General features: G+C 46.1%; 21 protein-coding genes, 1 tRNA gene and 1 riboswitch. Of the genes, 11 read left to right on the top strand and 11 right to left on the bottom strand.

Going from position 1 to position 23,721, the window contains the following annotated elements:
* The first annotated feature begins 28 nt into the window (after nucleotides 1–28).
* Complete coding sequence (gene metG / locus C943_RS17910; RefSeq protein ID WP_008630683.1) at nucleotides 29–2,089, top strand: methionine--tRNA ligase; 2,061 nt, start codon at nucleotides 29–31, stop codon at nucleotides 2,087–2,089.
* Nucleotides 2,090–2,157: 68 nt separating this feature from the next.
* On the opposite strand, the gene C943_RS17915 is transcribed toward metG, so the two are convergent.
* Entirely contained in the window at nucleotides 2,158–3,081 is a 924-nt protein-coding gene (locus C943_RS17915) for a peptidase associated/transthyretin-like domain-containing protein (RefSeq protein WP_008630684.1), read from the bottom strand.
* 344 nt (nucleotides 3,082–3,425) lie between these two features.
* On the opposite strand from C943_RS17915, the gene C943_RS17920 reads away from it, so the two are divergent.
* The 7 genes from C943_RS17920 (at nucleotide 3,426) to C943_RS17950 (ending at nucleotide 9,840) form a co-directional block, all read left to right on the top strand.
* On the top strand, nucleotides 3,426–4,856 hold the full coding sequence (locus tag C943_RS17920; protein ID WP_008630686.1) for a circularly permuted type 2 ATP-grasp protein: 1,431 nt from the start codon (nucleotides 3,426–3,428) through the stop codon (nucleotides 4,854–4,856).
* A gap of 182 nt (nucleotides 4,857–5,038) precedes the next feature.
* Nucleotides 5,039–6,019: an alpha-E domain-containing protein gene (locus C943_RS17925; protein ID WP_008630687.1), complete on the top strand. Its 981-nt coding sequence runs from the start codon at nucleotides 5,039–5,041 to the stop codon at nucleotides 6,017–6,019.
* The gene (locus C943_RS17930; protein ID WP_008630688.1) at nucleotides 6,016–6,756 is read left to right on the top strand and encodes a proteasome-type protease; all 741 of its coding nucleotides are present in this window, start codon (nucleotides 6,016–6,018) and stop codon (nucleotides 6,754–6,756) included. The genes C943_RS17925 and C943_RS17930 overlap by 4 nt, the downstream gene beginning before the upstream one ends.
* Nucleotides 6,753–7,592 (top strand): transglutaminase family protein, encoded by an 840-nt coding sequence (locus C943_RS17935; protein WP_008630689.1) that lies wholly within the window; start codon nucleotides 6,753–6,755, stop codon nucleotides 7,590–7,592. The genes C943_RS17930 and C943_RS17935 overlap by 4 nt, the downstream gene beginning before the upstream one ends.
* Before the next feature lie 97 nt (nucleotides 7,593–7,689).
* A complete protein-coding gene (locus C943_RS17940; RefSeq protein ID WP_008630690.1) occupies nucleotides 7,690–8,958 on the top strand; it encodes a metallophosphoesterase in 1,269 nt (422 codons plus the stop codon).
* Nucleotides 8,959–9,125: 167 nt separating this feature from the next.
* Nucleotides 9,126–9,461, top strand: a complete 336-nt coding sequence (locus tag C943_RS21575; protein ID WP_008630691.1) for a DUF4174 domain-containing protein — start codon at nucleotides 9,126–9,128, stop codon at nucleotides 9,459–9,461.
* A 136-nt stretch (nucleotides 9,462–9,597) separates the two neighbouring features.
* Nucleotides 9,598–9,840 carry a hypothetical protein gene (locus tag C943_RS17950; protein WP_008630692.1) on the top strand — a complete coding sequence of 81 codons (243 nt, stop codon included), beginning with the start codon at nucleotides 9,598–9,600 and terminating at the stop codon, nucleotides 9,838–9,840.
* On the opposite strand, the gene C943_RS17955 is transcribed toward C943_RS17950, so the two are convergent.
* A complete protein-coding gene (locus tag C943_RS17955; protein WP_040481300.1) occupies nucleotides 9,837–10,253 on the bottom strand; it encodes a CBS domain-containing protein in 417 nt (138 codons plus the stop codon). The two genes, C943_RS17950 and C943_RS17955, sit on opposite strands and share 4 nt — an antisense overlap.
* Nucleotides 10,254–10,538: 285 nt before the next feature.
* Here C943_RS17955 and C943_RS17960 point away from each other — a divergent pair.
* The 3 genes from C943_RS17960 (at nucleotide 10,539) to C943_RS17970 (ending at nucleotide 12,083) form a co-directional block, all read left to right on the top strand.
* A tRNA-Pro gene (locus C943_RS17960) sits at nucleotides 10,539–10,613 on the top strand.
* Between the two features lie 241 nt (nucleotides 10,614–10,854).
* Nucleotides 10,855–11,250 carry a PAS domain-containing protein gene (locus C943_RS17965; RefSeq protein WP_008630702.1) on the top strand — a complete coding sequence of 132 codons (396 nt, stop codon included), beginning with the start codon at nucleotides 10,855–10,857 and terminating at the stop codon, nucleotides 11,248–11,250.
* Nucleotides 11,247–12,083 (top strand): MBL fold metallo-hydrolase, encoded by an 837-nt coding sequence (locus C943_RS17970; protein ID WP_008630704.1) that lies wholly within the window; start codon nucleotides 11,247–11,249, stop codon nucleotides 12,081–12,083. Before C943_RS17965 ends, C943_RS17970 begins: the two co-directional genes overlap by 4 nt.
* Before the next feature lie 133 nt (nucleotides 12,084–12,216).
* On the opposite strand, the gene C943_RS17975 is transcribed toward C943_RS17970, so the two are convergent.
* From C943_RS17975 to C943_RS18015, 9 genes are all read right to left on the bottom strand, one after another.
* Nucleotides 12,217–13,392 carry a TolC family protein gene (locus C943_RS17975; protein ID WP_040481237.1) on the bottom strand — a complete coding sequence of 392 codons (1,176 nt, stop codon included), beginning with the start codon at nucleotides 13,390–13,392 and terminating at the stop codon, nucleotides 12,217–12,219.
* Nucleotides 13,389–16,478 carry an efflux RND transporter permease subunit gene (locus C943_RS17980; RefSeq protein ID WP_008630714.1) on the bottom strand — a complete coding sequence of 1,030 codons (3,090 nt, stop codon included), beginning with the start codon at nucleotides 16,476–16,478 and terminating at the stop codon, nucleotides 13,389–13,391. The genes C943_RS17975 and C943_RS17980 overlap by 4 nt, the downstream gene beginning before the upstream one ends.
* A 35-nt stretch (nucleotides 16,479–16,513) precedes the next feature.
* Nucleotides 16,514–18,034, bottom strand: coding sequence for an efflux RND transporter periplasmic adaptor subunit (locus C943_RS17985; RefSeq protein ID WP_040481240.1), 1,521 nt, complete (start codon nucleotides 18,032–18,034; stop codon nucleotides 16,514–16,516).
* Nucleotides 18,035–18,247: 213 nt separating this feature from the next.
* A complete protein-coding gene (locus C943_RS17990) occupies nucleotides 18,248–18,649 on the bottom strand; it encodes a hypothetical protein (RefSeq protein ID WP_040481242.1) in 402 nt (133 codons plus the stop codon).
* Between the two features lie 90 nt (nucleotides 18,650–18,739).
* Nucleotides 18,740–19,165, bottom strand: coding sequence for a DUF1801 domain-containing protein (locus tag C943_RS17995; RefSeq protein WP_008630733.1), 426 nt, complete (start codon nucleotides 19,163–19,165; stop codon nucleotides 18,740–18,742).
* A 2-nt stretch (nucleotides 19,166–19,167) separates the two neighbouring features.
* Nucleotides 19,168–19,734 carry a YdeI/OmpD-associated family protein gene (locus C943_RS18000; RefSeq protein WP_040481302.1) on the bottom strand — a complete coding sequence of 189 codons (567 nt, stop codon included), beginning with the start codon at nucleotides 19,732–19,734 and terminating at the stop codon, nucleotides 19,168–19,170.
* A 246-nt stretch (nucleotides 19,735–19,980) separates the two neighbouring features.
* Complete coding sequence (locus C943_RS18005; protein ID WP_040481243.1) at nucleotides 19,981–20,616, bottom strand: hypothetical protein; 636 nt, start codon at nucleotides 20,614–20,616, stop codon at nucleotides 19,981–19,983.
* Between the two features lie 13 nt (nucleotides 20,617–20,629).
* Nucleotides 20,630–21,877: a serpin family protein gene (locus tag C943_RS18010; RefSeq protein WP_008630738.1), complete on the bottom strand. Its 1,248-nt coding sequence runs from the start codon at nucleotides 21,875–21,877 to the stop codon at nucleotides 20,630–20,632.
* Nucleotides 21,878–21,950: 73 nt separating this feature from the next.
* The gene (locus C943_RS18015) at nucleotides 21,951–23,120 is read right to left on the bottom strand and encodes a trans-sulfuration enzyme family protein (RefSeq protein ID WP_008630741.1); all 1,170 of its coding nucleotides are present in this window, start codon (nucleotides 23,118–23,120) and stop codon (nucleotides 21,951–21,953) included.
* Between the two features lie 183 nt (nucleotides 23,121–23,303).
* A riboswitch (SAM riboswitch) is annotated at nucleotides 23,304–23,406 on the bottom strand.
* Between the last annotated feature and the right edge of the window lie 315 nt (nucleotides 23,407–23,721).

Consider the following 23,721-nt stretch of genomic DNA (forward strand, 5'->3'; position numbering starts at 1 on the left):
AGCCAATCTATTCCCTATCTTTGCCCCCATGAATCCCAAGAATTTTAAGAGATATACTGTTACTGCTGCCTTGCCTTATGCTAATGGGCCGCTTCACATTGGCCATTTGGCGGGATGCTATATTCCTTCCGATATCTATGTCCGCTACCTGAGATCCCGCGAACGGGATGTGGCCTACGTGTGTGGGTCGGACGAACATGGTGTTGCCATTACCATCAAAGCCAGAAAGGAGGGAATCAGCCCTCAGGAAGTGGTCGATAGGTACCATGAAATGATGAAAAGGAGCTTTGCCGAATTCGGTATCAGCTTTGACCATTATTCAAGAACATCCGCCAAAATCCATCATGAGACTGCGTCCGGTTTTTTCGAAGACTTGTACCAAAAAGGTGAGTTTCTCGAGCAGACCACCCAGCAGTACTATGACGAAGAGGCGGGACAGTTTCTAGCCGACCGCTATATCGAAGGCACCTGTCCGAAATGTGGGCATGAACACGCCTATGGTGATCAATGTGAAAAATGCGGGTCTTCCCTCAGCCCGACCGATTTGATCAATCCCAAATCAAAGCTTTCGGGAAGTACCCCCGTCTTGAAGGATACCAAGCATTGGTTTTTGGATCTGGCGCGGTATACCGATTTTCTCAAGAACTGGATTTTGGTGGACCACGAAAAAGATTGGAAAACCAACGTCCTCGGCCAATGCCGCTCCTGGCTTGAGGCGGGCGAAGGCTTGCAGGCCAGGTCGATGACCCGTGATATGGATTGGGGAATCCCCGTGCCGGTTGAAGGAGCCGAAGGCAAAGTTCTATACGTGTGGTTCGATGCGCCGATAGGCTACATTTCGTCCACCAAGGAATGGGCAGCCGAAAAGGGGATCGATTGGGAACCGTATTGGAAAGATGAGGGTACCAAGCTGGTGCATTTCATCGGCAAGGACAATATCGTGTTCCATTGCATCATTTTCCCGGCGATCCTCAAGACCCACGGCGGCTATGTTCTACCTGACAACGTACCTGCAAATGAATTTCTGAACCTGGAAGGGGACAAGATTTCAACCTCCAGAAGCTGGGCCGTGTGGCTGCATGAATATTTGGAGGCATTTCCAGGAAAACAAGATGTCCTCCGGTATGTGTTGACTGCAAATGCGCCCGAGACCAAGGACAATGATTTCACATGGAAGGACTACCAATTGCGCAACAACTCCGAACTGGTCGCCATCTTCGGCAATTTTGTCAATCGTGCGGTGGTACTTACCCATAAGTTTTACAATGGATTGGTTCCCGCTTTGGGTGATTTGAGCGATATCGATCGGGATGCATTGGCAGCTTTGCTGGAGTTTCCCGAAAAAATCGCTGCTTCTATCGAGCGGTACCGCTTCCGTGAGGCATTGTCGTATGTGATGGATTTTGCCCGTACAGGCAACAAATACCTGGCAGATACGGAGCCCTGGAAAAGCATCAAGGACAATCCTGAAAGAACCGCCACGGTTTTGAATATTGCTTTGAATATTGCTGCAAACCTCGCGATCGTTGCGGAACCTTTTCTGCCACATACGGCTGCGAAAATGTACAAGATGTTTGGACTGAGCGGCTTGAACTGGGGAGATGCAGGCAAGCATGGTCTTTTGAAAACAGGGAAAACAATACAGCCGGCGGAGTTGCTTTTTGACAAAGTCGAAGATGAAACCGTTGCCGCCCAAGTCAACAAATTGATGGAAACCAAGAAACAAAACGAAATGGCTGTCGCCCCGGTGACGCCGATGAAGGACATCATCACTTACGATGATTTTGCCAAACTCGATATGCGCGTGGTCAAGGTACTTGCGGCCGAACCAATGCCCAAGTCCAAGAAACTCCTCAAACTCAGCGTCGACACGGGCCTGGGAACACGCACCGTGCTAAGCGGCGTCGCGGAGCATTTCAAGCCCGAGGACCTTATCGGGAAGCAGGTTGTGATGCTGATCAACCTCGCTCCGCGGAAGATCATGGGAATTGATTCGGAGGGCATGATCCTGATGGCGGAGGACAAAGACGGAAGCCTCAGGCTACTGCTACCGGGTAGCGAGACAGCCAACGGATCGACGATATCCTAAAAAGACCAAAACCACCCGAGCGGGTGGTTTTTTTGTTTGAGATTGATTTCATTTGAACGCCAGGACTTTCAGCGCATATAAGGAAACTCCATGGGTTTCTTTTTGAATGCATTTCTGAGGAAAAGGTAACTTAGACCAATTGAAGCCATGTTGTAAGTATCTATTCTTTCATAGTCTATCTTAAAAGCCAGATGGTCCCTCACCAGAAAACCCTGCAAAAAGACATTGTACGTGAAATAATCCCCCCAATAGCCGATCATTAATCCGTAATGGAATCCATGTCGGTAATTTGCGTCCTGCCATCCAAGGCCTAGTCCGTAATTGGATTCACCTGCAAGTCGTTGAAAGCCAGTCATCACTACCAAAAGGCCTGGAAAACCATTCTTTGAAGGATCAAAGGTCAAATTCAGGTTAGCCTCTGTAAACTCAAAATCATTCTCGACGTAATGAAATTTTCTCGTCTCAATTGATGCAACTTGGAAAAAACGAAACAGGTAAGTCCAGCCTAGTTTTACCCCATATCCATAATCTTGATTGAAGTCGGTATTCCCTGTTAATTTTATTAGCAATCGATCATCGAAGTCTTCAAAATGATAAAGCGGGAATTCATCAAATCCATTACCAAGTGAAAACCCAAAGACATTGTTGGCAAGATCATAGGAAGTTCCAACGCTGAGTCTTTTTGAATACCAGTCATACCATCCAAGGTACACGTTCAAAGTTGTGTCTTTGGTAACAATAACATGCTCGGATTTTAGTCCCAGAGCATGAAATAAAACAACCGCGGAATCCTTCTTGAGCAAAAAATCAAAGTATCCTTCTATGTCGGTTGTATCCCGGTTCCCCACGTTCCATTCCTGAATGATTACCCCCGGCAGGAACTCATTGTCTTCTTTTACAAACACCCGCCCCTTGACCCTGATTTGGGAGTAAGATGCGTGACAGATCAGCACAGTCAGGAATAGTAAAAAAATAACGGTTTTGCTTGGCATAGAGGCTGTTGACCTTTAATGGAATTTGATTAAAGTTAGTTGTTTGATTCGAATTTGAAAAAATGAGAAGGTTGCCTTTAGATCTAAATTTGTTTAAATGTTTAGGACTGTGTGTATGTGTGCGATAGCCAGTCGCTTCGTGTGGTTTCTTTCTGGCTGTAACAACCTAAATTCGAATTCACTTCTTTATCAACCTGTCAATGAATATCGATTTATTTTGCCAATAATTTAGAATAATAAATTTCTTATTGAGGAATAGGCAAAATATGGAATTGATTTTTGTTTGCTTTTCAAAAACAGCTATATTCAAATCGTTCCTTTTCAAAATCATTTTCGGATCGTAGATGGATACCAAAAATTACCACGTCGGAGATAATTTCGATGAGATGTTTACAAAAGAAGGTCAGGTGAGACCCCATTATGCGGATTTTCTCAAACTTTTGGGGAAAACAAGTGCAAAACGGATGTCACACCTACAGCACTCCGCCAACAAGACCCAAGTGGCCATGGGGATGACTTTCAATGTCTACCATGACAACCAAGGGATCGAGAAAATCCTGCATTTGGATATCGTCCCTAGGATAATTCCCAATGCCGAATGGAAGAAGCTGGAGGCCGGTCTCAAACAACGCATCTATGCCTTGAACCTGTTTATCCAGGATATCTACAATGATCAGAAAGCACTGAAGGATAAGATTGTCCCGGTAGACTTGGTCTTGGGATCCAAGGATTTTCTGAAGCCCTGTATTGGCATGACGCCCCCAAAGGGCATTTGGTGCCATATCACAGGCACCGATTTGGTCAGGAACAATGATGGGAACTATTATATCCTGGAGGATAACCTCCGCTGTCCCTCGGGCGTGTCCTACATGCTTGAAAGCCGCGAGATCATCAAACGTGCCTATCCCGACCTGTTCAACCAGCTTGGTGTAATGCCGGTCTCCGATTATCCGGTCAAGCTGCTCAAGATGCTTCAGTACATTTCCAATAAGGAGAAGCCCGTAGTTGGCGTATTGACTCCGGGAATCTACAATTCGGCCTATTTTGAGCATTCTTATTTGGCCTTGCAAATGGGCGTAGAGTTGGTTTCGGGCGTGGACCTGTTGGTGAAGGACAAGAAAGTCTATATGCAGACCACCAAAGGTCTCGAGCAAATCGATGTGTTGTACCGTAGGATCGACGATACATTCCTGGATCCTTTGACCTTTAACCCTATTTCGATGCTGGGTGTACCTGGGATTTTTCAAGCCTACAAAGCTGGAAACATCGCGATCGCCAATGCGCCGGGGACTGGCGTGGCGGATGACAAGGCCGTATATGCCTACGTGCCCAGGCTTATCAAATACTATTTGGGAGAGGACCCGATTCTGGAAAATGTACCCACTTACCTCTGTCGGGAAGAAAAGGACCGGCAATATGTACTGGATCACATTGAAGATTTGGTGGTAAAGGAAACCAATGCCGCAGGTGGTTACGGAATGTTGATCGGTCCGAAATCCACCAAAGAGGAACATGCCAAATTCCGCAACCTGATCAAATCCAATCCTACGAATTACATTGCCCAGCCGACGCTTTCGCTTTCGACCGTGCCCACTTTGACCGAAAATGAAGGGTTACAAGGGAGACACGTGGACCTTAGACCTTATATTCTGTATGGAGAAGATATTGAGGTAATTCCGGGCGCACTGACGAGAGTGGCTTTAAAAAAAGGCTCCCTCGTCGTGAATAGCTCACAGGGTGGAGGCAGCAAAGATACTTGGGTACTTTATGGATAAAAAGGTGGTACCAAGTACCAAGTACGATGTACCAAGCTTTTCGACCCAAAATGATCCAATTTAAGTTTTAAGATTTTACCATTTTACGAATAACTCAATAACCAATAACCCATAAATCAACTCCAACTACCATGGTCTATCGACTATGGACTATTGACTAATGACCACTTTAATCAACACATATGCTGAGTAGGGTAGCGAATTCGATGTATTGGCTGGGCCGATACCTGGAGCGGGCGGAGAATTACGCTCGATTTATTGATGTCAATTTCAATTTGATGTTGGACCTCCCGCCTGATTTGAAAGCCCAATGGGAACCTTTGATCTATATCACCGGCGACGAGCATTTGTACAAGCAGAAGTACACCGGATTTGATCGTAAGGATGTGGTGCACTTTTTGGCATTTGACAAGGACAATCCCAATTCTATTCTTTCCTCGATCTCCTTTGCAAGGGAAAATGCCAGAGTGATACGCGAAAATCTCACCAAGGAAACCTGGGAAAACCTGAACGAGCTATATCATTTTGTGCAGAGAAGGTCCGAAAAGAAGGATTGGATCAAGGATGACCCTAGGGCGTTTTTCGAAAGTGTGAAAAACCAAGTCCTTTTGCTCTATGGACTGGCGGAAAGTACCGTCGCGAGAACGGAAGGTTGGTACTTCAGGCAGCTTGGGATGAACTTGGAGCGTGCCGACAAGACCAGCCGGATCGTGGACGTCAAATACCATATCTTACTTCCGGCGCCTACTTTGGTGGGGACGCCTTTGGATTTTTTGCATTGGACGGCCCTGCTGAAGTCTGTCACGGCCTTCAACACGTACCGGAGACTGTATGGAAACATCGAACCGGCCAAGGTCGTGGAGTTTCTTCTGTTGAACAAATACTTTCCGAGGTCCGCCTTCTATTGCATCCGTGAAGCGGAATCTTGCCTTCACAAGATATCCGGATCCTCAGACAGTGGCTACCAGAATACAGCGGAGAAAGCTGTTGGGGAATTGCGTTCGAGACTTGAGTTTACTGATGTGGAAGAAATCATCCAAGTAGGCCTGCATGAGTACATTGACAAGCTACAGGTCAAAATAAATCAGATATCAGACAAGGTCAACACCAACTTCTTCCAAATTAAGGATAACTTTATCACCCAAAATTCACTTCAAGAATGACGTTTTGTATAGGAATAAAAACCAATGCTGGTCTTGTTGGACTTTCAGATACCCGGATTACTTCGGGTACTGAAACCACCACGTCCAAGAAAGTCTTTACCGTAAATCGGGAAAAACACTCCTTTTTCATCATGACTTCTGGTCTGAGATCTGTAAGGGACAAAGCGATCACTTACTTCACCGAGGTAATCGAAGAACAGGACCACAATTTCAACAAACTGTACAAGGCCGTCAATGAATTCGGAAACCAGGTCAAGAGAGTCGCCAAGGAAGACAAGGAGTATTTGGAAGAGGCAGGTTTTTCATTTAATCTGTTTTCCATCATCGGTGGTCAACTGGAGGACGATAAGGAAACAAAACTCTATCTGCTTTATCCCCAAGGCAATTGGATTGAAATCAGAAAAGGAACACCTTTTGTCATTATCGGCAATTCCGGTGCGGGTAACCCCGTGATGCGCAGATCCATGAGTTTTGAAGACTCTCTGGATTATGCCTTGAAATGTGCTTTTTTGGCTTTTGACGCGACGCGGATTTCAGCTAATGACGTAGATTATCCGATAGACACGGTCGTTTTGGAAAATGACAACTACCACATTGTCGAGAAGCGATTTGAACAAAAGCAGCTTGAACATATCTCAGCTTTTTGGAACAATAGGCTTAAAGAAGCTATCAGGGAACTTCCGACGGAGATTTTGGAGGAAGCGTTTCATGATTTGCCATTCCTCACCAAGTCATGAAGCTGCGGATTGAGCACCTGACCCAGTATAAGTATGAGCAGAAAGTAAAGCTCAACCTGCACGAAGTGTACATGATTCCCCTGCAGCGGTTTTATTTCAAGGTATTGCAGTCAGAAATAGAAGTAAGTCCCACTCCATCGGGATGGTACGAGCGGGTCAATTTTGAGAATAACCCCTACTATCAAACCTGGTTTGTAGACGAGACCAACGAATTGGAGATTCGCGCGTCATTTGAAATCCAACTTTTGGATTTCAATCCCTTTGGATTTATCATTCATCCCGACGCGGAATACCCTTTTTCCAAATATTCCTATCCACAGCACCTCGAGCAGGCTATTTCGATTTACAAGATTCCCCATGGTTTTTCCCAATTGGAGCAATATGCGCTCTCGGTGATGGAGAACTCGGGTTCAATGGTGGAATTTTTGGTGAATTTGGTCGCATCGGTCCATGCCAATTGGAACCACGTACACCGCAAGGATCCGGGTATTTTGCCGGTCATGATGACATTTGACCGCAGGGAAGGCTCATGCAGGGACCTTTCATTCATGCTAATGTCCATGCTTCGTGAGTTGGGCTTGGCTTGCAGGTTCGTCAGTGGATATGCCTTCAATCCTGAATTGGTGGATGGACATGAGCTGCATGCTTGGGTGGAGGTTTTTTTACCCGGAGCATCTTGGATTGGATTGGATCCCAGTTTGGGGCTTTTCACCGACAATCAATACATCCCCCTTGCAGCAAGTTATAACCCAAAATACGCATCACCGATCATCGGCACTTATGGTGGTAACTCCAAGTCCCACCTGCACGCTGAGGTTGATATAAAAGTGTTCTGAGTTTTGCTTAGCCTGATAACCTTTTCGGAGTTGAACAATTTTTTGCCAAAAGGTGTATAAGGGAGGAAAGCTAAACCACATGAATATTTCGGGCCCTATGTTTTTTCTCCTCGTGATCATCACCCTCACTACCATCTTGCACTGGTATGTGTTCCAAGCGGTCAAGACAATCACCTACACTTTTCAATCAGATTGGTGGAGAAATGTCCTCCAGTGGGCGTATTGGATCATTGCTTTGGGTATTTCGGCATATTTGGTGATCAAGACTTACCAATTGATGGGGAAAGGCGAGTTTGCATCGTCCGCCCAATCGGTTTCCAACGTGATGCTGACGCTTATTGTGACACAATTGGTCTGTGTGGTTTTTCTGCTTGGCGAGGATATTTTTAGAAATTTTCAGGCTTTTGGGACTTTCGTATTCAATGGTTTTCGAGATTTCTCATTTCCCTCCCGGACAACATGGGTGAGTGGAGTTGCCTTGGTTGCGGCTGCATTGCCTTTGTTCAGCTTCGTGTATGGAATCAAATATGGCAAGTACAATTTCCAGGTCCATCGGGAAGTACTGTATTTTGAAGATTTGCCTGACGCCTTTGATGGATTTACGATCACGCAGATTTCCGATATCCATTCGGGCAGTCTGAAGGACAAGAATGCCGTGGCCAAAGGGGTTGAAAAAGTGCTTGAACAAGGATCAGACCTGTTTGTTTTTACGGGTGATTTGGTCAATCACCGAGCAGATGAGATCGATCCCTTAAAGCCGATTTTCTCCCAAATCAAGGCTCCCTATGGGCAGTTTTCCATTTTGGGCAACCATGATTATGGGGATTATGTCTCTTGGCCTTCTAAGGAAGCCAAGGTGGAAAACTTCCAGAAAATAAAGGAGAAACATGCTGAGCTCGGTTTTAGACTACTTTTGGACGAAAATGTCATCATAGAGAAGGAAGGTCAAAAGCTGGTTTTGGCAGGCGTAGAGAATTGGGGCGTAGGATTCAAGGAAAAAGGTGATCTTCAAAAAGCAATTTCCGGAACAAATCCAAATGACTTCAAGATTCTGCTTTCCCATGACCCCTCGCATTGGGATGCGCAGGTCAAAAACAATTCGAATCCTATCCATCTGACGCTTTCGGGACATACCCACGGGATGCAGTTTGGAATCGAAACTTCGCTGGTACGCTGGAGTCCGGTTCAATACCGCTATCCCAATTGGGCAGGATTGGCGGAGGAAGCCGGTAAATACCTGTATGTCAATCGAGGATTTGGATTTCACGCCTTTGCAGGCCGTGTGGGAATTTGGCCCGAAATCACGGTAATTGAGCTCAGAAAAGGCAAGGAGCCAAAGGTGAATTATGCCTTGAATCGAGATTGAGTATCTCCATCGATTTAGTGGTTATTTTGTAAAAGGGATTTGAAAAGAATCCTTGCAATTGAAAAACAATTATCCGGGTTTGGGGTATTGATTCTATGAAATTGCTACTCCTCTGCACGATTTATTTATTTGTGGTTCAAACGACGGAATTGAAATCAATTCAGAATTTGCAATGGAAGAACCGGGTGGTGGTATATTTTCCTGAAAAGGGGAAATCGCTTGAAGCCAAAGGTTTGGAAGAGGAAATGGCAGAACTGAAACTAGTTTGGTTCAACTTGGACAATGATCTCAAAACCAATTACCCTAAACCCATTCATCCAGACTTTGTCCACAGCCTAAAGGGTAAATTTGACGATGTTTCTCCCGGGAGTTGGGTATTGTTAGGTCTTGACGGCGGAATCAAACTATCGGGCAGGGGTGATCCTGACTGGAAGCTTATTTTTTCAACGATCAATTCTATGCCGATGAGGCGTGCCGAGACAAAACGAGAAATATATTTTTAGTGATTAAATGACCTTTTTGTCTAAAAATTAGATTTCGTTTAAAAAAAAGTAGGCAAACTTTTAAAAATACCTTGATCAGGGTATTTTTTATGATGTTGGGATTAATTAGTTTTGAATCGCTTAAAAATCTAATTACATGAAGTTCTTTTACCTTTCGTCAGAGAGTACGGCCACCGGAGAGTTTGAGATTCATGAGAGAAATTGCCCAAAAATACCCTCACTTGCGGAGAGAAGTTATCTTGGGCCGTTTGTGACCTCAGCGGAAGCTTTGAAACAGGCAAGGAGATTCAAGCCAAAAGCTGTACTCTGTTCACATTGCCATGAGCTGATTCATATTGCACCTATTGAAGCCACCAACGTAGAGGATAACAATTCCTAATATTGGTCCAGCATGTAGCGGATAACATCCGTAGTAGTCACAATTCCCCTCAACTCCTCATTCTCCACAACCGGTAAGGCGTGAAATTCCTCCGAGGCAAAAATCTCCGCGACTGATTTGATGGTATCATCCTGTTGAACGACGCGCGGTTTCGAAGTCATGACCTGCGGTATGCTCAGAATTTCCAACACAGCCTCATCAGCACCTTCCTGATTTTCAAACAAGGCACCAAACGTAAGCCGATTGATATCCGTCCTGCTAATAATTCCACTGATTTTTTTACCGTTGAGTACGGGCAAATGCCTGATTTTATGTTTTCTAAACAGTTCTAAAACTGTGGATAGTTTTTGGTTTTCCTGTACGGAAAAGACCTCCTTGGTCATGATTTCCTTGACAGGTTCTCGTTTTTTCATGGCATCGGTTCTTTTGGATTCATATGTCGAAGCTACGTGCAAAGCCAGCAATATTTCCTGACCAAAATCATTCAGTGGGTTGATTTTTGGTAGGGAGCTCGGAATTTCAAGGCCCCAATCCTGTTTTTGTCTTGATTCAATTGCCAATTTTTTGGTTTTGGGATTTTCATTTCCTTCGGAAAATACTAATTTCGAACCCGAATTAGGGGTGTGGCGCATCCGCGATGGCTATCGGGACGGTTAGCGTAAACGTCGGGTCAAAGAGTAAAATATTAACATAAATTTCGGGGTGTGGCGCAGTCCGGTTAGCGTACACGTCTGGGGGGCGTGTGGTCGCAGGTTCAAATCCTGTCACCCCGACTTTTGAAAGCAGCTAGACATAGCTGCTTTTTTTGATTTGCTACTTGTCGGGAAAATAGAGCTGATTTTTTGGTGACGAGACAGATACGAAGTCGGGCAGGTTATCCCGGATTTTATTATGCTAACGTCATATGCCTTGCTCAAGAACTCTTTATAGAGTTAGTCTGGAATCAATCCTTTTCCAAAAGAAGATTATTCAAAAATGTTTCTCTAAATTTATGTAAGTCAACCACAACCCAACATGGCCTCCTACGACATCGAGATCATCCTCAATCGGCAGTTAGCTGATTGTTTGTCGATTCCAGTTTTTATTACAGACACGGTTGGCAATTTGATTTTTTACAATGAGCCTGCAGAAAAAATTCTCGGAACCTCATTCGAAAGCACGGGGGAAATGCCAGTGTCCGAATGGGGTACGATATTCAAGCCCTTGGATGAAAAAGGGCGACCTTTGCCACCTGAACACCTTCCCTTGGTGAAGACAATCCATGATCAACTTCCTCATCATAAAGTGTTTTGGATAGAGAGCCTTCAAGGTGAGGCTGAGAAGATTTCTGTGACTTCATACCCAGTGATTGGAAGGACAGGAGCATTCTTGGGTGCGGTAGCCATTTTTTGGGAAAACAAAGACTCATGAAAGTCAGTATCAACGGAACGCGCGGATCTATTCCCACCACCGACCCAAAATCAAGTCGCTATGGTGGTAATACTTCCTGCGTCACAGTAGAAGAAGATGGACATATGTTGATTCTTGACGGCGGCACGGGAATCCAAAAAGTGCATCCGCCGTTGGGTATTTCTGGTCGGATTGATATTTTACTGACGCACCTTCATCTTGACCATATCCAGGGTCTGGGTTTTTTCAAGCCTTTGTTTGAACCCGATATCGAGGTGCATCTCTGGGCACCATTTACCTCGACTGATACCTTGCATGCGCGTCTAAGTAGGTATCTTTCGCCGCCGCTATTCCCGGTGTTACTACGTGATCTGCCATGTGAGTTGACGCTACATGAGATTTCCAACAGCCAGTTTTCGATCGGCCCATTTCTGATCGATTCAAGATATGTGATCCACACAGGGCCTACAGTCGGGTATAAGGTAACAGGAAAAAATGCGTCCGTGGCCTATATACCCGACCACGAGCCCGCATTAGGCCAGAGTGGAATAATACATGACCCTAAATGGATATCGGGTTTTGAATTGGCTGATCAGGTCGATCTTCTGCTGCACGATGGAAATTATACTGCCGAGGAATACCCAAAAAAGAAAGGTTGGGGCCACTCCAGCATGGAAGATGCGCTGGAATTTTCCAAATTGGCAAATGTGAAGCGGCTGATACTCACCCATCACGACCCTGGGCGCACAGATGATCGGTTGGACGAACTGCACACCGTTCTGGCCAAAAAATTTCATCATTCATTACCCTTTGAGTTTGCAAAAGAAGGCAGGGAGATTAGTTTGGGAGGCTGATGCAAATTGAACCAGCAAGTTTCAGCTTAATGACCGTCTTTTCTTGGTGTAGGTGGATATTCCAGCCAGTCCATTCCTATTTATCAATATCTGTTTGGCCCGTTTAAATGCCATTCCTTTTGGGAGCTTACTTCTAAAGTCGGTGCCGTAGTATCTCAGCCAATAGAATGTGGTATTCGTGCTCCGTCTTTAGGTAATTGGTAAAGGCCGAATAGAAATAATTGCTTTCCAAGAAGTACTCGATCGTGGAAATATGGCCCACAGAAAGCGCCTTGTTGAGGTACTCAATGTCATTGAGGGCCGAGAGGACGGACTGGTATTCTTCCAGTGTCATTCCTAGCTTCTCTAATTTTTCGTATTGCTGACGAAGCGTGAAGTAGCGCTCATTCTTGTAATCCTGTAGCAAGAGACTCGAAAAGGTCTTTTCCTGTTGGCTTTGCCTCACTTGGTATTTATTTTCCCACAGGGGGATCGTGGTACCGATGTGGAAGCCTTGAAAGCTCTGCCCCAAAATCGCCTGCTGCCGATAACCGGCCTCCAATTTGGGCAATGCAAGGGATTTGGTCAACTCTACCTGTTTTTCTGCGGAGCTATTTCCGAGAATGTAAAATTGCATCATCGGATCCATGGCTTGGATCTCAGCAAATAGATCCTCCAGGCTACCCAAAACTTCCGCGGTTGCATATTCTTTTTGGATGAAAGGCATTGGGATTCCTCCGTTTAATCCCTCAAGTTTTTCCTCAAGCTGACGGATTAGCGCCTGGTTCATCTGGTATTCCTTGTTGATCTCGATCAATTGGAGTCGGGCTTTGTTCACATCGAGGATATTGCCATCACCAGTTTGTAGTTTCTTCTCAAAATCCGCCAATAAGCGTTCGGTCATTGCTTTCCGTTCCTGGATTCGGGGGTCGAGTTTTTTTGCAAAAATCAACCCAAGGCAGGTGGTTTTGGCTTCCAGCAGGACAGACTGTCGGGTGGATAGGTACTCAAATTCATATTGGGCATCCAATTGGCCCGCCAATTTCCTTCGGATGCCGTAGGATGTTGGAAAGTCAAATGCCTGATTCACCAGCAAATCCTGTTGGTTACCGGCTGTCTCCGGAAAACCCTTCATGTAGTCATATTCCACATTGGGGTTGTAAAGGGGCTGCGAGGATCGGAAGGCCATTTTTTTGGCCTCCAGGTTTTGTTGCGCGGCGATAAGGGTCTTATTGTTCTCGTCCACTGACGCCAACACAGATTCAATGTCTTGAGCGTGTGCGCTAGAACAAATGGCTAAAGCGGTCAAAAGGAAGCATATCTTTTTCATGATGATTTCTTGTCTGAGTGTGCGATCAAATACACCATCGGCACGATGATGATATTGAGTAGGGTAGAAGTGGTAAGACCTCCTAGGATGACTTTTGCCATCGGGCTTTGGATTTCGTTGCCAGGTAGGTCGCTCGCCAATGCCAGGGGAATCAATGCCAAAGCCGTGGTTATCGCCGTCATCAGGATCGGACTGAGTCGGTCTTTGGAACCGGTAACTACTGTTTGATACAATCCGAGTCCTTCTTCACGCAAGGTCTCATACCGCGAAACCTGTAAAATCCCATTTCTGGTGGCAATGCCAAACAAAGTGATGAATCCAATAATGGCCGGGATACTCAAGATTCCATTTGTGAAATAAATCGAAAGAATCCCGCCAATCAGCGCCAAAGGCAAATTGAGTAGAATGATGACGGCGATGTTGAGTCTTTTGAATTCCTGAAATAGAATCAAGAAAATCACCAAAACGGCGAATATCGACGTGACTAATAGGGTCGTACTCGCTGCCTCCTCTGCTTCAAACTGTCCACCCAATTCGATATGGTAGCCCTCGGGAAGTTTGATTTTTTCCTCGATCGTATCGCGGATGTCGTCCACTGCTGATTTTTGATCCCGACCGGTGACGTTTGCGGATACGACCGTTTTCCTTTGGACATTTTCTCGGTTGATTGTATTTGGGCCGCTGCGGCTGACTACATCGGATACGTAGTAGAGCGGGATTTTTTCCCCGTCACCGGTATCGATTAATGACTCAGAAATGTTCTCCAAGGAATTTCTATAAGCTGGATCAAAACGTACGACAAGGTCAAAAGACCGAGCTCCTTCGTAGATTTCAGAGACTTTTTCTCCAGCGATCCCGACATCAACGACACGGTTGAACTGGCCTATGCTGATGCCATGTTGGCTGAGGAGTTCACGGTTGGCTTTGATTTGGATTTGGGGTATTTCGATCTGCGGCTCTACATGCAAATCCACCAAGCCCGGGACCTGCTGGATTTCTGCTTTGATTTGGTTGGAAATGGTATAGAGGCGATTGAGGTCTGAGCCAAATATCTTGATGGCGATATTGGCGCGTGTACCCGAAAGCATGTGGTCGATCCGGTGCGAAATTGGCTGCCCAATGATGACATTGGCTTCGCTGATTTTACCGAGTTTTTCACGGACTTCCGCCATAAATTCATCCCTTTCCCTTTCCTCTAGGTGATAGGGCACTTCGATTTCTGAGGAATTTACACCTTGGGCATGTTCGTCCAACTCGGCACGGCCTGTTCGCCGGGTTGTGGAAAAGATTTCGGGAATACTCAGCAAAGCATTTTCCACACGTGTACCGATACGATTGCTTTCTTCGAGGGAAAGACCAGGTTTTGCAATTACCGTGATTGTCAAGGATCCCTCGTTGAATTCAGGTAAGAAACTTCTTCCCAATTGGGAAAAGGCCGCAAGGGCCAAGAAAAAGGCAATCAAGGCAGCTCCGATAAAATATTGCTTGTAACCAAGTGACCATTCCAGAAACCGTCCATAAAAGTCTTGGAGGTGTCGGACCAGCCAACTCTCTTTTTCTTGGTTTTGGAGCCTTTTTTCACCCGAAAGCATGTAGGAACAGAGCACGGGGGTAAGCGTGATCGCTATCACCAAGGAAGCAAAAAGCGAAACAACAAAAGCGATTCCCAAGGGCATCAGCAGCCTTCCTTCCATGCCCGAAAGGAAAAACAAGGGCATAAACGCCACAATGATGATGAAAGTCGCATTGATGATGGAATGCCTGATTTCAAATGAAGCATCCAAAATGACAGACAGTTTGTCCCGTTGTTCCAAGAGTGGCTTTTGGGCGTTTTCCTTGAGCCTCTTAAAGACGTTTTCGACGTCAATAATAGCATCGTCCACCAAGTCTCCTATGGCGATGGCCATCCCTCCAAGACTCATGGTATTGATGGTGAAGCCAAGCCACTTCAGTGTGAGTATCGCCACCAACAGGGAAATAGGAATCGCAAGAAGCGAAATGGCGGTCGCCCGCCAGTTCATCAGAAATAGAAACAAAACAATGACCACGAATGCGCTTCCTTCCCAAAGCACTTTTTGGATATTGCTGATGGAATTGTTGATGAAGTCAGCCTGCCTGAATACCCTCGTGTTGATGTGTATATCTGGCGGTAGGGTTTTCTTCACATCCTCCAAAGCAAGGTCTATTTTCTGGGTCAATTGCAGGGTATTGACTTCAGGCTGCTTGGAGATCGAAAGGACCACGGCGGATTGGCCATTGTTGGAGGCGTCACCGATTTTGGGGGCCGCACCTATCTGGACCGTGGCTACGTCTTCTATGCGGATCACATGTCCGTCCGTTTTTTTGATAATGGCGCGGCCGATTTCTTCGACGCTATTGGTTCTTCCGATCCCTTTGATCGTGTATTCGTTGCCATAGTTGTACAGAAATCCACCGGCCGAATTGCCGTTTGCTTCGGTGCCCGCTTTGACGAGTTCATCCAAGCTGACCTTGTAGTACAGCATCTTTTGTGGGTCAGCAAGGATTTGGTATTGCTTGTATTCGCCTCCGTAGACGATTACTTGGGCCACGCCTCCAGTCGACAGCAGTCTTGGACGAATGACCCAATCGGCGATTGTCCGCAAGTCCATGTTGGAGGTACTGTCTGCAGTCATGCTGACAAACATGATTTCTCCCATGATGGATGATTGGGGAGCCATGACGGGGGTGCCCACGCCCAAAGGAAGCCTGTCAACTACCGTTGCCATTTTTTCATTCACTGTCTGTCGGGCACGGAATGGATCCGTATCCCATTCAAACTCGACCCAAACCACAGAGAATCCAGTCGTGGAAGCACTTCTGACCCGACGCACATTGGCTGCACCGTTGACGGCCGTTTCAAGCGGAAAAGAAACAAGACGCTCGACTTCCTCGGGCGCCATCCCATGCGCTTCGGTTAAAATGACAACTGTCGGCGCAGTCAAGTCCGGAAGTACGTCTACATCCATATTGAAAGCGACATAGGTGCCGAATAGCGACAACAGCGCAAAACCCACCAAGACGATGAGGCGGTTATTTAGGGAAAATTTTAAGATATTGTTCAGCATGTGATTTCTGTTTGGAGTGAAAAAACCTTATGAAATCAATGCGAATGGCCATGTTCGGGAAGTTCGCCCGAGGCACTGGCCAATTTGATGGCGTAGGCACCCTTGCTTACGACACGCTCTCCGGCCTTCAATCCTCTCCGAATCGCGACCATTTGTCCATCTGTTCCGCCTAGGATAACTTCGCGCTTTTCGAAGGTTTCGCCGCCCGTTTGGACAAACACAAAAAACAAACCCTGCTCTTCCATCAATGCTTCAAGCGGAATCACCAAGGATTTCTCTTTGGCCTCGGTTTTGAGAAAAACTTCCACCACAATGCCGGGTATGATTTGGCCGACGTTGTCGATTTCGAAGGTGATCGGTACAAATGGGGAAGCAGCCGAAGTGGTTTTTCCAAAGGAAACGACCCTTCCGTTCATGCTTTTTGTACTAAACACCTCAGGATGCCCGGCCATTTTGAAATTGGCGCCAGAGATTTCCGGGAGTTTCTGGAAGTATTTTTGGGAAACCTGTGCCTGAAGCAGCAGCTTTTTATTTTTTGAAATATGTGCCAATGGCGTACCTGCCTGGACAAATTGTCCCTCGGATACGAGGATGTTTTTCAGAAATCCGGTACTTGGCGACACGATGCTTTGACCCGCTTCAGAATAATTTTTCGCCATGACTCTGAAGTTGTTTTGCGCATGCTCAAAAGCAGTTTTTGCGCTCATATAGTCCTTTTCCGAAATAATCTTGTCGGGAAGTAATGCTTGAGCCCGATCAAACTCCGCCTTGGCTTCCTCATAGGTAGCTTTAGCCTCCAAGTACATCACTTCCGGATTGGATTGGGTAAGGTCGGAGGCAGCGATGGTAAACAGCTTGTCCCCGGCGGAGATTGCCGATCCGATGATGGTTTTGTTTCCTGAAAATAAGACCGTTCCACTCGACTTGGCAGTGAGCACTGTTTCGTCGCCAGGCGCAGAGAGGATTGTTCCCGTGGTTTTGATGATTTCCTGAAATGGGACTTCAGCCGCTGGGACGGACAGGAACTCCGTCCCCCATGATTGGTCCTTCAGGTAGGTGATTTCAGTTCCTGAAGCCGATTCCTTTTTGCGCAGCTCGGCAGTTGCCCTGCTGGAAAAGACTTCGACCTGTCCAAGTTCAAAAGTTTCTTTTCCCATCTCTCCTTCAAAATGAATTTCCAACATACCATTTCCAGCAACTTGAGGTTGGATATCTACATGAAATATTCCCGGTTCGGAGGGCTTGTCTGCTTTTCCCTCAATTTTTTTTCCATCGATTGAAAGAATTGCTCGAACGCTGCCGGATTCGGCTGGTAGGAACCGGGTTCCTATTAGGGAGACGTGGATGTGAAGGGTGTTTTCTTGATTTTGTATCAGGGGTTGAAAGTCGACGAATAACTCCGCGTTGGTGGAATAGGCTGTGAGCGATATCGATTCTGTATCCAAGGCGACTTCGTGTGAATGATCATGCCCGTCATCGTGGCTATGCTCATTGGGGGATTGGCAGGAGGCCAGGCCACACAAAATGCCGATCAAATAAAAGAGTGGATTTTTCATTTTTGTATGTTTTTTTTGGTTCCACAAGTGCCTTCGATTCCCCCCCCCCGGGGCCTTCGGAGTGGTTCATTTCCACAATCGGCCCATAAGGGAATTTTTAAATCGAAAACCGCGATGCAGCTTTTGGAACTTGATCTGAAATCAAATGTCGGTGTGTAATTAAATCCCGCCTACACTGGAAGGCATAGCAACACTGTCCTGAGTGTGGAATTTTTAACCCATCGCAGGAGGCGCACGGAGGCCCCGAATATCGGGTTTGATTGAAAAATGAATATCGGGTGGTGGAAGTGCCCAATCTTGGCTTTGTATGGCCACAAAATCGTAAAACAAGGTTTGGTGGAAAAAAGCCACAGAAGCTTTTTTTTCTGACTTCTTCTCCACCATTACATCTACTTCCAAATGGTCGAAATAGACCATTCCGGCGTGGTTGTGTGCGACGGTCGAGAAAATGCTACCCAAAAGACCTTCATGGGCATGAAGGTGGTCACGGGTATGTTTGACTGTCGTGCCGGAATCCTCCCCAATATGTCCATGGTGGCAATGTGGGATGAGGTTGTGCCCCATCATGAGCGCCACGGATATGGTCAAGAAGAACAGGGAGATGCGTCGTTTCATTTTTGGAAAAGAAATTTACTCAAAATCCAAGCGCATCAAAATATTGATATCTAATTTAAAAAAGGTCTTGTTAAAGGTCGGTCAGGAAAATTAAGGTTGGGGGTAAAGGGCGAGGGTTTCTTTGATACTTGCTTTGACCATCTGTCCGATAATTTCAGGATCGGCATCGGCCAGTTTATTGATGTATACGCAGGATTTTGCCGCTTTGTGTTTCCCAAGTTTGGAGAGCAGGTCCGCATGTTGGCCATGGACATCACAGGACATATAAAGGCTGATGGACCCTTTTCTTGGAGAAAATCCCGCCAAAGGTGCATCACCTGCATGCCCTGAGGCATATTTGTAATGATAGCTTCCGAATCCAATGATGGATGGTCCCCACATTTTTGGGGGGAAGCCGCTGGCTTTCTCGAAGATTTTCAACAGTTCCCTGCTGTCGGCTTGCTGCTGTGCGGAAGGCAAAGCAGCGATAAACTCTTCCACGGATGCGGAGGTTTCTTTTGTCTTGTTTTCAGCCATGATTATTTAGGTTTGTATTTGTCATTGAGTCCGATTCCTGCCGTGATCATTGGGGTGATTTTCTCCAATCTACTCATTTGGGTTTCCCTCCTTTTGGCTTCAGCAATATAGACTGCATATTCTTTTCTTTTGGAAAGGCTTAGATTTACGAAGGCCTCCTGCAAATCTTGATTTTCCGCTAAGGCTTTGTCGAGGATTTCTGGTAGATCGAGTTCGGTGGTCTTTTCCGTCACCCACCTCTTGCCAGCCTTTTCATTTTCGATTGTCTCACGTAGATAGGATAGGACTCGATCTCGATTGATATCTTCCTTGGATGCAAAGCGCCACTGCCGCATGGCTTTGGTCTTTTCTTCTTGGGCATTGTTGAGCACTCCCAAGGGATCTGACAAAAATACGCCTTGGTAAAACCACAGTCCGACATAGGATTTGAAGGGTGCTATTCCTACAAGATTGGTCCCTTTGTAGGTGTAGACTTCAATGCCCCACTTGATGGTCTTTTCCAATTCGGTTTGGGCCAAAATGGATCTCAACAGTTCAAGTTCTTCCTTCCAATTGTCTTCCTTTATCATAGGTGGTCCTTGGTTTGGATTCCCCAATTTACCCAAAAATAGGATTTCACGGCTGTGTTTTTTATTTACAAAATTGTCCAACACCAAAACCATTGGCGTAGTAGGTCCTGCAGGGATCTTTTTATGACTTTTACGATCTTGTCGGAAGCCGCTTCGCTTTCTTTTTCATCAGCCTCGATCAGGGTCTCATAGATTACCCGGCTGATTTAAGGAAAAATCATGAATATTATCAATAAGAAAAAAACTCTAACGCCACCTCGTGATTGGCACAATAAAGTCAGCCTCAGCCCAACGGACATTCAGGTCTTTTTGTGCCTTTATGGCTATTTCCAGAGGCTCAAAGCCGGTTTTCACCTCTTTGACCACAAATCTTTGAGTCGAATAAGTTGATGCCTCCCAATCCAATCCGTTGTCGGATGCCCATTCCAAGATTGCAGGTATATCTCCTTCGTTGTTAGGATGGATCGAAATTCCGTTGACCAATGTCCATGGGAATTGGCCACTTATTCCATTTCTATCAGCCTTAAAACTCGGAGTAGCCGCGTTAATGGATTCATCCTGATTCAGGATTTCCAATGACTGATATAGAACATCACATTCTTTGGACGTTAGCCAAAAAGGAACGCTATTTGAGAAATTTCCAACAGGGAACAATTTTTCGTCTAAGAACTCATACCGATCAAAAAGAGATCGGATTTGGGTTTCCAAATTCTCCGAATCCAAAAACTCCACCCATAACACACCTGTGACAGGTGTCAGTGACGTCGGTTCCCCAGATATCGCATACAAATAGCTAACCTCACAGGTTGGCTCAGGTAGTTCTCTTTCATTGGAACAAGAAGCTAGGATCAAGAATGGCAAAAGAAACAGGATTCTGATCATACTTCCGGCGAAACTAATTTATCGAAGGATTCCCCAATTTGCCCATAAAAAGAATAGCACCGCTGTGTTTTTCTTGGATAAAGAAGATGAAGGGCTTGTCCAATACCAGCACCTGGGGTACCGGTGGTCCCGCGGACGTTTTCTCGACAACCTCCACGACGGTGGCCGCAGCGGCTTCGCTGCCTTTTTCATCGACTTCGATCATTGCATCATGGATGACCCGGCTGATCTTCAGTTCATCCGTGGGATTGGAAAACAGCTTGGTGAAGTTTTCCCTGCTAAAGGAGAAAGGCTTTACCAAACCCATTTCTATGAGATCGTCCTTCATGTTGTCCATCTTCTGCCTAAGCTTGAATTTTGGCATTTTCAGGATCAGATTCGTCTCGGTGCTGTTTCTGCGCCATGATTGGATGTTTTCCCAGTTTACGAGCTGGGCGATCTCATTGATATTGCCTTGAGGATGGTAGAGGACTCCCATGCTGTATTGGCCGGTGCTGTAGGGGATTTCTATGTATTGGAAGCCATTGGCAAAAGCCACCTTAAACGTGGAAGCTTTTCCAAGATCCATCATGTCTACTTGGATGCTTTGGCCGGGGGCAGGGAAAAATGGCTCATTCTTGGTGTTTTTTGCTTCAAATTGGTATTTCCAGTCTGCCTTGAAATAGATGGCGTTCACCAGGTACATGACCGCATTTTCAGGAATTCTGTCCAACATATCCTGAATTAGGTTGTTGGTTTGCTTTTCGATCCAATCGTTGATGATGTTGACAGACTGTGGATCCAGCATGTCCAATCCCGCGATCTCTGCATCATAATAATCCTGTGCTGTCTGTTTGAAGGGAACCTGCACTTGGTATTCTTTTTTGTACCAAATGGCATTGGCAATAGCCAATTTGACTTTCGGATCTACTTGCAGTAAAAATTTGCGAAGATCTCTGCTGCCAGCGTTTGCTTGATCGAGGCTGATGTTTCCATAGCGCAGTACATCGACAAATTCCTCCAGCACATCGCCCTCATTGCCGTTCATGGTCATGGAAAGTGCCTGATGGATGCTATAGGGGCTGAAGAATTGGTTGGTTTTCGCCGGGTCGTAAAGCTGCTGGAAAAGATCCAAGGCAAACTTGCCGCTTGCATCGGACATTTCGACTTCTGCAGCCGAGAGGGTACGGAGATTTGGTTCAATGGGCTTCAGGTCCTCGGAAGGCTGGCAAGCCGCCAAGATGACAAACAAAGCCGCAATCAGAATTTGGTAGGTTTTCATAGGTATTGTATTTACATTCTTATGACGGCTTACTCGTTGGAAACGCTACACCATGCACTGAAAGTAGTGATCATTATTTCGATAAATCCAATGCCCTTTCCAGATCTTGGATAATGTCGTCCACATGCTCAAGGCCTACCGAGAGGCGCACCAAGCCGTCCGAAATCCCGACCTGTTGCCGCTCATCCACGGTAAGTTTGCTGTGTGTGGTGGAAGCCGGATGCGTCACAATGCTGCGGCTGTCGCCAAGATTGGGCGTAATGGAAATCATCTGAAGGGAATCGATAAACCTTTGGGCACGTTGGATACCTCCTTTTAGGGAAAGCGTAATGATGCCTCCTCCTTGCTTCATTTGTTTTTTGGCCAGGTTAAACTGTGGATGCGAAGGCAGGAAAGGGTATTTCACAAAATCCAAATGTTTGTTTCCCCCGAAGTATTCGGCAACCCGGAGTGCATTGCTGCAATGCCGATCCATGCGGACAGCCAGGGTTTCCATGCTTTTGGCGAGCATCCAGGCATTGAAAGGGGAGAGGGCCGGGCCGGTATGTCTGGCAAAGAACTCCACTTCCTTGATCAGTTCTTTTTTCCCCAAAATCAATCCGCCCAAGACACGTCCCTGTCCATCGATGTACTTGGTAGCTGAATGTGTCACGATATGTGCGCCCCAGCTGGCGGGTTGCTGCAGATAAGGCGTGGCGAAGCAATTGTCGACCACCAAGATCAAGCCATGTGTGTCGGCGAATTTTCCTGCCCATTCAAGGTCGATAATCTCCAAACCGGGATTGGAAGGGGTTTCGATAAAGAGCATCTTGGTGTTGGGCTTCAGGAGGCTTTCCCAGTTTTGGATATCCGAAATGTCCCCATAAGTGGAGGTAATGCCCCATTTTGGAAACACGCGCGTCAATAGCTGGTGGGTAGATCCAAATAGCGATCTGGATGCCAAGACATGGTCGCCTTGCTGCAGGAGCGCGGCAATGCTTCCAAACATCGCGGCCATCCCTGATGCTGTAGCAATTCCGGCTTCGGTCCCTTCTGCGGCACAGACTTTTTGGATCAAGTCGGAAGTGTTGGGATTGGCGTAGCGGGAATAGATATTTCCCTCGATCTCCTCCGAAAACATTTGCCGGGCTTCCTCAGCTGACTCGAAAGTGAAGCTTGAGGTAAGGTAAATCGGGGCGGAATGTTCCCTTTGGTTGGATTTGGAAGTGGAAAGCCGTATGGCGTCAGTTTCGAAATGGGACATAGGTTTGGAGTGGGGAGTAATTATTGGTTGGGGGTAAATAGACAATAGTCCATAGACGATAGTCCATGTTTGGTGGGTTTTGGATTGGAAAGTCTTTGGGTAATCCTCAGGAAAAAGGCCTCAAGCCTAAAAAAATCTAGTGATCGAAGTCGGCTAAGAACAGAAAGCTTTGTCATAATCTCCAATTTATAGTTCCCAAATGGGCAGGTTTTGGCACCTTTTCATAGTTTTTGAATGGTTGCCAGAGGGTCATCGAGCCTGTTCTCTCGCCTCTTCTTTATAAATCAGTTTCCTGAAGTGCTGCAAAGTAATGCATCAGGGCTTGGAATTGCAAGGATGTGGGGAATTGATTTTTGATGGGAGAAACGAGATGCGAGAGACGAGAAGCAAGAAGCAAGAGGCAAGAACCAAGAAGCAAGAGAAAGAAACGTAATTCGGATTTAAGGTCGGGTATCGAGAGTTCAATCCCTGGAGTTTGATTTGGGAAATCTTGGGTGAATTTTTTGGATACGGACCCTTGACCCCAATCCCTTCCCTGGAATATTGTCTATCCACACACCAACCCAAAACCATGGTCTATGGACTATTTACCCCAATAACC

Origin of the sequence: Mariniradius saccharolyticus AK6 (genome assembly GCF_000330725.2) — a bacterium.
GTDB classification, from domain to species: domain Bacteria; phylum Bacteroidota; class Bacteroidia; order Cytophagales; family Cyclobacteriaceae; genus Mariniradius; species Mariniradius saccharolyticus.

Excerpts from the sequence above, each read along its gene's own strand:
- metG (WP_008630683.1), top strand. The coding sequence starts at position 29 with ATGAATCCCAAGAATTTTAAGAGATATACTGTTACTGCTGCCTTGCCT.
- C943_RS17915 (WP_008630684.1), bottom strand. The coding sequence starts at position 3,081 with ATGCCAAGCAAAACCGTTATTTTTTTACTATTCCTGACTGTGCTGATC.
- C943_RS17920 (WP_008630686.1), top strand. The coding sequence starts at position 3,426 with ATGGATACCAAAAATTACCACGTCGGAGATAATTTCGATGAGATGTTT.
- C943_RS17925 (WP_008630687.1), top strand. The coding sequence starts at position 5,039 with ATGCTGAGTAGGGTAGCGAATTCGATGTATTGGCTGGGCCGATACCTG.
- C943_RS17930 (WP_008630688.1), top strand. The coding sequence starts at position 6,016 with ATGACGTTTTGTATAGGAATAAAAACCAATGCTGGTCTTGTTGGACTT.
- C943_RS17935 (WP_008630689.1), top strand. The coding sequence starts at position 6,753 with ATGAAGCTGCGGATTGAGCACCTGACCCAGTATAAGTATGAGCAGAAA.
- C943_RS17940 (WP_008630690.1), top strand. The coding sequence starts at position 7,690 with ATGTTTTTTCTCCTCGTGATCATCACCCTCACTACCATCTTGCACTGG.
- C943_RS17950 (WP_008630692.1), top strand. The coding sequence starts at position 9,598 with ATGAAGTTCTTTTACCTTTCGTCAGAGAGTACGGCCACCGGAGAGTTT.
- C943_RS17955 (WP_040481300.1), bottom strand. The coding sequence starts at position 10,253 with ATGAAAAAACGAGAACCTGTCAAGGAAATCATGACCAAGGAGGTCTTT.
- C943_RS17965 (WP_008630702.1), top strand. The coding sequence starts at position 10,855 with ATGGCCTCCTACGACATCGAGATCATCCTCAATCGGCAGTTAGCTGAT.
- C943_RS17970 (WP_008630704.1), top strand. The coding sequence starts at position 11,247 with ATGAAAGTCAGTATCAACGGAACGCGCGGATCTATTCCCACCACCGAC.
- C943_RS17975 (WP_040481237.1), bottom strand. The coding sequence starts at position 13,392 with ATGAAAAAGATATGCTTCCTTTTGACCGCTTTAGCCATTTGTTCTAGC.
- C943_RS17980 (WP_008630714.1), bottom strand. The coding sequence starts at position 16,478 with ATGCTGAACAATATCTTAAAATTTTCCCTAAATAACCGCCTCATCGTC.
- C943_RS17985 (WP_040481240.1), bottom strand. The coding sequence starts at position 18,034 with ATGAAAAATCCACTCTTTTATTTGATCGGCATTTTGTGTGGCCTGGCC.
- C943_RS17990 (WP_040481242.1), bottom strand. The coding sequence starts at position 18,649 with ATGAAACGACGCATCTCCCTGTTCTTCTTGACCATATCCGTGGCGCTC.
- C943_RS17995 (WP_008630733.1), bottom strand. The coding sequence starts at position 19,165 with ATGGCTGAAAACAAGACAAAAGAAACCTCCGCATCCGTGGAAGAGTTT.
- C943_RS18000 (WP_040481302.1), bottom strand. The coding sequence starts at position 19,734 with ATGATAAAGGAAGACAATTGGAAGGAAGAACTTGAACTGTTGAGATCC.
- C943_RS18005 (WP_040481243.1), bottom strand. The coding sequence starts at position 20,616 with ATGATCAGAATCCTGTTTCTTTTGCCATTCTTGATCCTAGCTTCTTGT.
- C943_RS18010 (WP_008630738.1), bottom strand. The coding sequence starts at position 21,877 with ATGAAAACCTACCAAATTCTGATTGCGGCTTTGTTTGTCATCTTGGCG.
- C943_RS18015 (WP_008630741.1), bottom strand. The coding sequence starts at position 23,120 with ATGTCCCATTTCGAAACTGACGCCATACGGCTTTCCACTTCCAAATCC.